5 protein-coding genes are annotated in these 7,159 nt (G+C 67.5%); all 5 read right to left on the bottom strand.

Annotated features, from left to right (window positions below; all coding sequences use genetic code 11):
• Nucleotides 1-28 precede the first annotated feature (28 nt).
• Nucleotides 29-967, bottom strand: coding sequence for a crotonase/enoyl-CoA hydratase family protein (locus Q0W90_RS21825; protein ID WP_297700396.1), 939 nt, complete (start codon nt 965-967; stop codon nt 29-31).
• Between the two features lie 8 nt (nt 968-975).
• Nucleotides 976-2,604 carry an acyl-CoA dehydrogenase family protein gene (locus Q0W90_RS21830; protein ID WP_297776543.1) on the bottom strand — a complete coding sequence of 543 codons (1,629 nt, stop codon included), beginning with the start codon at nt 2,602-2,604 and terminating at the stop codon, nt 976-978.
• Between the two features lie 47 nt (nt 2,605-2,651).
• Nucleotides 2,652-3,491 carry a PHB depolymerase family esterase gene (locus Q0W90_RS21835; protein WP_297601031.1) on the bottom strand — a complete coding sequence of 280 codons (840 nt, stop codon included), beginning with the start codon at nt 3,489-3,491 and terminating at the stop codon, nt 2,652-2,654.
• Nucleotides 3,492-3,518: 27 nt separating this feature from the next.
• Complete coding sequence (locus Q0W90_RS21840) at nt 3,519-4,274, bottom strand: deoxyribonuclease IV (protein WP_297601034.1); 756 nt, start codon at nt 4,272-4,274, stop codon at nt 3,519-3,521.
• 138 nt (nt 4,275-4,412) lie between these two features.
• On the bottom strand, nt 4,413-7,159 hold a 2,747-nt coding region (gene rpoC / locus Q0W90_RS21845; protein ID WP_297776546.1), incomplete at its 5' end, for a DNA-directed RNA polymerase subunit beta'.

Here is a 7,159-nt window from a genome sequence, read left to right on the forward strand (position 1 = left end):
ACCGAGCGGGCTGTCATGTCCGGCATGGCTACACTCCGGACGCGCGACGGCCGTGGTCGCCGAACGGTTCGTCGCGATGCCGCACCGCCTCACGGAATCCGTGCTCGACCGCGTCGGCGACGAAGGCGTGGCCCTCGGGCGTGTGCCGTGCGACACCGTCGAACACCGTGCTGACCATCCTGCTGGTGGCCACACCCTGTTGCAGCAGAGCGGAATTCAGCGCGAGCTTGACCATGATCAGCTGGTTGACCGGCACCGCGGCGATCCGCTCGACCAGCCGCTCGGTGCGCTCGTCGAGGTCCGCGGGATCGGGCGCCTCGACCGCCCATCCCCACTCGGCGGCCTGCGCACCGGTGAGGCAATCGCCGGTGAACAGCAGCCGTTTAGCGCGCTGGTCGCCGAGGCGGTGCGCCCACAGGCCCGCGGCCGGAACACCCCACACGCGAGTCGGCGGGTACCCGATCTTGGCGTCGGCGGCGGCGATCACCTGATCGGCGTGCAGCGCGATGTCGGTGCCCCCGGCCACGCAGTAGCCGTGGATCTTGACCACCGTGGGCTTGTCGGCGTGCATGAGGCTGGAAAAGCCCCGCACGAAGCGGCTCATCATCTGATAGTCGGTCATCGGGTCCCACGGCTGATCCGCCAGATGGTTGACCGCCTGGGTCTTTCCGTCCAGCACCGTGCCCGCATACGCGCCAGTCCCGCCGGCGGAGCCCGTGCGGTCGGCGTAGGCGCTCAGGTCGAAGCCCGCGCAGAAACCCTCGCCGCGGCCGGACACCAGAATGACGTGGACGCCCGGGTCGAGATCGGCCCGCTCCACCAACGCCGAGAGCTCCAGCGGCGTGTCCGCGACGATCGCGTTGCCCTTGTCCGGCCGGTTGAACGTGATGCGCGCAACCCGATCGGTGACCTCGTAGGTCATCGTTTTGAGGTTATCGAAGTCGACGGGCCTGATCGCGTGAGTCATGTTGTGGCTCAGCCCTTTACCAGCGCCCGCTCCAGAATCGGGGCGAGGTCGAGTCCGTCCGGCATGGTGCCGAACGCACCGCCGCACTGGCGGTCGAGCCGGGTCGTCAGGAACGCCTCGGCGACGGCGGGGTGCCCGTAGCGCACCAGCAGCGAGCCCTGCAGCGCCAGGCAGATGTCTTCGGCAACCTTGCGGCCGCGGTAGGCGATGGTCTCCAGGTTGGCCAGGTCCGCCCGTAGCCGCCCGACGTGGTTGCCCAGGCGCGGATCCTGACCCGCGCTGTCGGCGATCTCGTCGAACAGGACCTCGATGCATTCGGGGCGAGTCGCCATGGCGCGCAACGTGTCCAGCGCGCTGACGTTGCCCGAGCCCTCCCAGATGCCCATCAGTGGCGCCTCCCGGTACAGCCGCGGCATGCCGGAGTCCTCGATGTAACCGTTGCCGCCCAGGCATTCCAGCGCTTCGGCGGCGTGCGGGGTGGCGCGCTTGCACACCCAGTACTTGCTGGCCGCCAGGCCGATCCGGCGCAGCAACGCCTCCCTGTCGTCTCCGCGCAACGCCTTGTCCGTGGCGCCGGCCATCCGCATCGCGACGATGGTGGCCGCCTCGGCCTCGACGGCCAGATCGGCCAGCACGTTGCGCATCAGCGGCTGGTCAATGAGGTAGGCGCCGAAGGCCTTTCGGTGCTGGGCATGGTAGATGGCGCGGGTCAGGCCGGTACGCATGCTGGTGGCGCTACCCAGGGTGCAGTCGAGCCGGGTGAGGTTGACCATCTCGATGATAGTGGGCACCCCGCGGCCTTCCTCCCCCACCAGCCAGGCGATCGCGCCGTCGTATTCGACCTCGCTGGAAGCATTGGCGTGGTTGCCGAGCTTGTCCTTGAGCCGCTGCAGGAACATCCGATTGCGGGTGCCGTCGGGCAGCACGCGGGGCACCATGAAGCACGACAGCCCCTGCGGCGCCTGCGCGAGCGCCAGGAAGATGTCGCACATCGGCGCCGAGGTGAACCACTTGTGGCCGGTCAGGCTGTAGGTCCCGTCGCCGGTGGGGGTCGCCTGGGTGGTGCCCGCCCGCACGTCGGAGCCGCCCTGCTTTTCGGTCATCGACATGCCCGCGGTGATGCCCGGTTTGGTGGTGGCCAGCCTGAGCTCCGGGTCGTATTCGCGGCTGGTCAGCAACGGCTCGTAGATCTTCGCCAGCTCGGGGTTGTAGCGCAGCGCGGGCACCACGGCGTACGTCATCGAGATCGGGCAGATGTGGCCCGGCTCGACCGTCCACACCGAGGTCTTCGCGGCGCGGACGACGTGCGCACCCGGCCGCTCGTCGGCCCAGGGCGCTGCGTGCATGCCGTGCGTGATCGCCGTGCGCATCAGTTCGTGGTACGCCGGGTCGTATTCGACCTCGTCGACACGATGACCGTTGCGGTCGTGGGTGTGCAGGATGGGCCGGTTGCGGTCCGCGAGCTCGCCCCACCGCTGCGCCTCGCGACTGGCCGACAGCGCCCCGACCTCGTTCACCTCGTCCAGGCCCCATTGCCCGCCCTCGCGGATCAGGGCCTCGATGAGCACCGCCGAGGTGGCCGGGTTGTGGTCTTCCAGGGGCGGGACCTGGTTGGTGACGACATGGGTATCAGACATGTCACCAATGTTACATTTTCTCGACAGTTGCACAAGAGCTGTAATGATCAGCGGGAGTGTGCGGCGAAGAACTCCCACAGATCTCGCGTCGCGAAGTCCGGCCACTCGTGGTCACCCTGGTCGACCGTGACGAGCACGACCCCGCGGCCCTCGGCGCAGCCCGCGCTCGACGTGGTAATCGGACCGCTGGTCGTCGCGGACGGGGCGCCGCACTGATCGACGTCGCGCCAGAACGCATTCACGTTGGGCACTGACGGGCCGTTGATGACGCTGTATCCCGGACCGCCGCCATAGGGCACAAGCCGATCGGCCGTGCCATGAATGTGCATGACCGACATTGGATGCGGGGTCCGGCATGCGTTCAGCTGGGTGCCCGCAACCGGACCGATCGCCGCGAAAATTTCGGTGGTGCAGGCCAGCGTGTAGGACATGATGCCGCCATTACTCATGCCGGTGGCATAGACCCTGGCGGCGTCGATGCCCAGGTTCGTGGCGATGTCGGCGACGGCCGCGCTGATGAAGCCGACGTCGTCGACGCCTTCCCGTCCAGACCGGCCGCAGCACGTCTGCCCGTCGACGTTCCAGGCTCGATCGAGGCCGTCCGGATAGGCGACGACGAACTTGCCCGAATCGGCCAATCCGTCCCATCGGTAATTTCTTTCGGCTTCCCCGGCGCTTCCCGACACACCGTGCATCATGACCACCAGCGGGGCCTTGGCGGGCAGACCCGCGGGCTTGTACAGCCGATAGCTGCGATCGAGCCCGCCGACGTTGATGTGGTGGACGCTGGTGCCGGTCGCGAAGCCCGACGGCAGGTTGGCGGCTCCCGGGAAGCAGCCCGCGACCACCAGGACAACGCCCAATAGCGTGGGCAGTCGGCGCAGCATGGATCAAAGGTAAGCGCTGGCGGCGTCTCAGCCGTTTGTTTTCTCCCGCAGGAACGCGATGTCGTCCTTGCGGCCCTCGTCGGCGGTTTCACAGATGACCGGCGCGTCGGCGGCGTTGACCACCGCGGCGAGCAGCTCGGGGTCGATCTGCCCGGTGCCGAAGTTGGCGTGCCGGTCGGCACCGGAGCCCGCCGCGTCCCTCGAGTCGTTGCAGTGCACCAGGTCGATGCGGCCGGTCAGCGCCTTGATCCGGTCGACCGCGTCGATCAGCTTCTCGCCCGCGGCCCAGGCGTGGCAGGTGTCCAGGCAGAACCCGATTCCCTTGTCGCCGATGTGATCCCACAGCCTGCCGATGGTGTCGAAGTGGCGGGCCATCGCGTGGTCGCCGCCGGCGGTGTTCTCCAGGTAGACCTGCACGTCTGTTTCCAGATAGTCCAGCGCCTTGACCCACCGCTCGAAGCCCGCGCCCATGTCGTTGTCGTCGGCGTGCCCGCCGTGCACGATCACCGCCGTCGCGTTGATGGCCGCGGCCGCATCGCAGGTGTCCTGCAGAATCTTGCGCGACGGGATGCGGATGCGGTTGTTGGCCGATGCCACGTTGATCAGATACGGCGCGTGCACGTACAGGGGAATGGTTGAGGCTTTCAGTGTTTCGGCGTCGTCACGCGGCTTGGGCTTCTTCCAGCTCTGCGGGTTGCCGAGGAAGAACTGCACCACGTCGGCGCCGTCCGCCTGCGCGGCGGCCAGGGGATCGTCTTGGTGGACGTGCGAACCGATGAGCACGGTGGCCAGTGTAGTGAGGGGTCCCGACGCGACGCGAGTGAGCGGCCGGCCGCACACTCGACGCCGAACGTGCGGCCGGCCGCGCACTCGACGCAGAGAAAAAGCCCCGGGCGGACCCGGGGCTTTTTCTCTGCCGAATTACCGGTAGTCGCTGTAGCCGTAGTCGTCCAGCGGAACCGCGGCGCCGGTGGCCTGGCCGAAGTCCGGGCTGTAGTACTGATCCTCGTAGGACGGGATCGTGTACGCGGCGGCCCGGGCCTCCTCGGTCGGCTGCACCTGGATGTTGCGGTAGCGGTTGATGCCGGTACCGGCCGGGATCAGCTTTCCGATGATCACGTTCTCCTTCAGACCGTTGAGCTTGTCGCTGCGGCAGTTGATCGCCGCATCGGTCAGCACTCGCGTGGTCTCCTGGAACGACGCCGCGGAAAGCCACGAGTCGGTGGCGAGGCTCGCCTTCGTGATACCCATCAGCACCGGACGACCGGCGGCGGGCTCGCCGCCCTCCGACACCACCCGGCGGTTCTCCGCCTCGAACCCCGCGCGCTCGATCAGCGAGCCGGGCAGGAACTCCGTGGCGCCCGAGTCGATGATGGTGACGCGGCGCAGCATCTGGCGAACGATCACCTCGATGTGCTTGTCGTGGATCGACACACCCTGGGCGCGGTAGACCTCCTGGACCTCGCGGACCAGGTGGATCTGCACCTCGCGCGGGCCCTGCACGCGCAGCACCTCGTGCGGGTCGGCCGAGCCTTCCATCAGCTGCTGGCCCACCTCGACGTGGTCGTTGTCGGAGAGCACCCGCTCGGAACCGTCTTCGTGCTTGAACACACGCAGCCGCTGGCGCTTGGAGAGCTTGTCGTACACGACCTCCTCGCTCCCGTCGTCGGGAATGATGGTGATCTTGTAGAAGCGCTCACCCTCCTCGAGGCGGACCCGCCCGGTGACGTCGGCGATCGGCGCCTTACCACGCGGGATGCGGGCCTCGAACAGCTCCTGCACACGGGGCAGACCGCCGGTGATGTCCTCACCGACACCACCCTGGTGGAACGTGCGCATGGTCAGCTGGGTGCCGGGCTCACCGATGGACTGGGCCGCGACGATACCGACGGCCTCGCCGATGTCGACCAGCTTTCCGGTGGCCATGGACCGGCCGTAGCAGGTCGCACACACACCGGTGCCGGTGGTACACGTCAGCACCGATCGCACCTTGATCTGCGTAATGCCCGCAGCCAGTAGGGCTTCGATCGACGGGTCACCCAGGTCCTCACCGCGCGCGACGACGACCTTGCCGGCCTCGTCCACCGCGTCGGCGCCCAGAGTCCGCGCGTACGCCGAGGTTTCGATGTACGGGTCGCGGATCAGGGTGCCGTCCGGCTGACGCTCGGCCAGCTCGACGATGATGCCCCGCTCGGTCTCGCAGTCGTGCTCGCGGACGATGACGTCCTGACTCACGTCCACCAGACGACGGGTCAGATACCCGGAGTCGGCGGTACGCAACGCGGTGTCCGCCAAGCCCTTTCGCGCGCCGTGCGTGTTGATGAAGTACTCCAGCACGGTCAGGCCCTCGCGGAACGACGACTTGACCGGACGCGGGATGAACTCACCCTTGGGGTTGGTCACCAGACCCTTCATGCCGGCCAGCGTTCGCGTCTGGGTAAAGTTACCCGTGGCGCCCGAGTCGACGATCGTGATGATCGGGTTGTCGGCCGGGTAGTGCTCGCGGAGCGCCTGGCCGACCTCGTCGGTGGCTTCCTTCCAGATCTCCACCAGCGCCTCGTTGCGCTCGTCGTGGTTCAAAGCACCACGCTGGAACTGCTTTTCGACCTTTTCGGCCCGCTCCTCGTACTGGTCGAGGATCTCCTTCTTGCGCGGCGGGACCAGCACGTCGGCCATCGACACGGTGACGCCGCTGCGGGTCGCCCAGTAGAAACCTGCGTCCTTGAGCTTGTCCACGGTCTGCGCGACCACGATCATCGGGTAGCGCTCGGCCAGGTCGTTGATGATGGCGGCCTGCACCTTCTTGTGCATCTGCTTGTTCACGAACGGATAGCCCACCGGCAGCAGCTCGTTGAACAGAACCCGGCCCAGCGTCGTCTCGGCCATCCAGGCGTCCCCCGGCCGCCAGCCGGTGGCGCCGAACAGCTCGGCCTCGATCTCGGCCGGCGGGCGCAGCTGGGTCAGCCGCACCTTGATCTTGGCCCGCACCGACAGCACACCGCGGTCCGAGGCCATGATGGCCTCGGCCGGTGACGAGTACACGCCCACCTCCGGCCTGTCCTTCGCGGCCGCAACGTATTCGCCCTTGTCACCGTCGACCTCGGTGGTCAGGAAGTACAGGCCGGTCACCATGTCCAGACGCGGCATGGCCAGCGGTCGGCCCGACGCGGGCGACAGGATGTTGTTGGAGGACAGCATCAGGATGCGGGCCTCGGCCTGCGCCTCGGCGGAAAGCGGCAGGTGCACCGCCATCTGGTCACCGTCGAAGTCGGCGTTGAACGCCTCACAGACCAACGGGTGCAGCTGGATTGCCTTGCCTTCCACCAGCATTGGCTCGAAGGCCTGGATGCCCAGGCGGTGCAGGGTCGGCGCACGGTTCAGCAGCACCGGGTGCTCGGCGATGACCTCTTCGAGGACGTCCCACACCTGCGGACGCTGACGCTCCACCATGCGCTTGGCGCTCTTGATGTTCTGCGCGTGGTTGAGGTCGACGAGCCGCTTCATCACGAACGGCTTGAACAGCTCGAGGGCCATCAGCTTGGGCAGACCACACTGGTGCAGCTTCAGCTGCGGACCGACCACGATGACCGAACGACCCGAGTAGTCGACACGCTTACCGAGCAGGTTCTGCCGGAACCGGCCCTGCTTACCCTTGAGCAGATCGGAGA

The organism is Mycobacterium sp., from assembly GCF_025933915.1.
In the GTDB taxonomy this organism is placed as follows: Bacteria; Actinomycetota; Actinomycetes; order Mycobacteriales; family Mycobacteriaceae; genus Mycobacterium.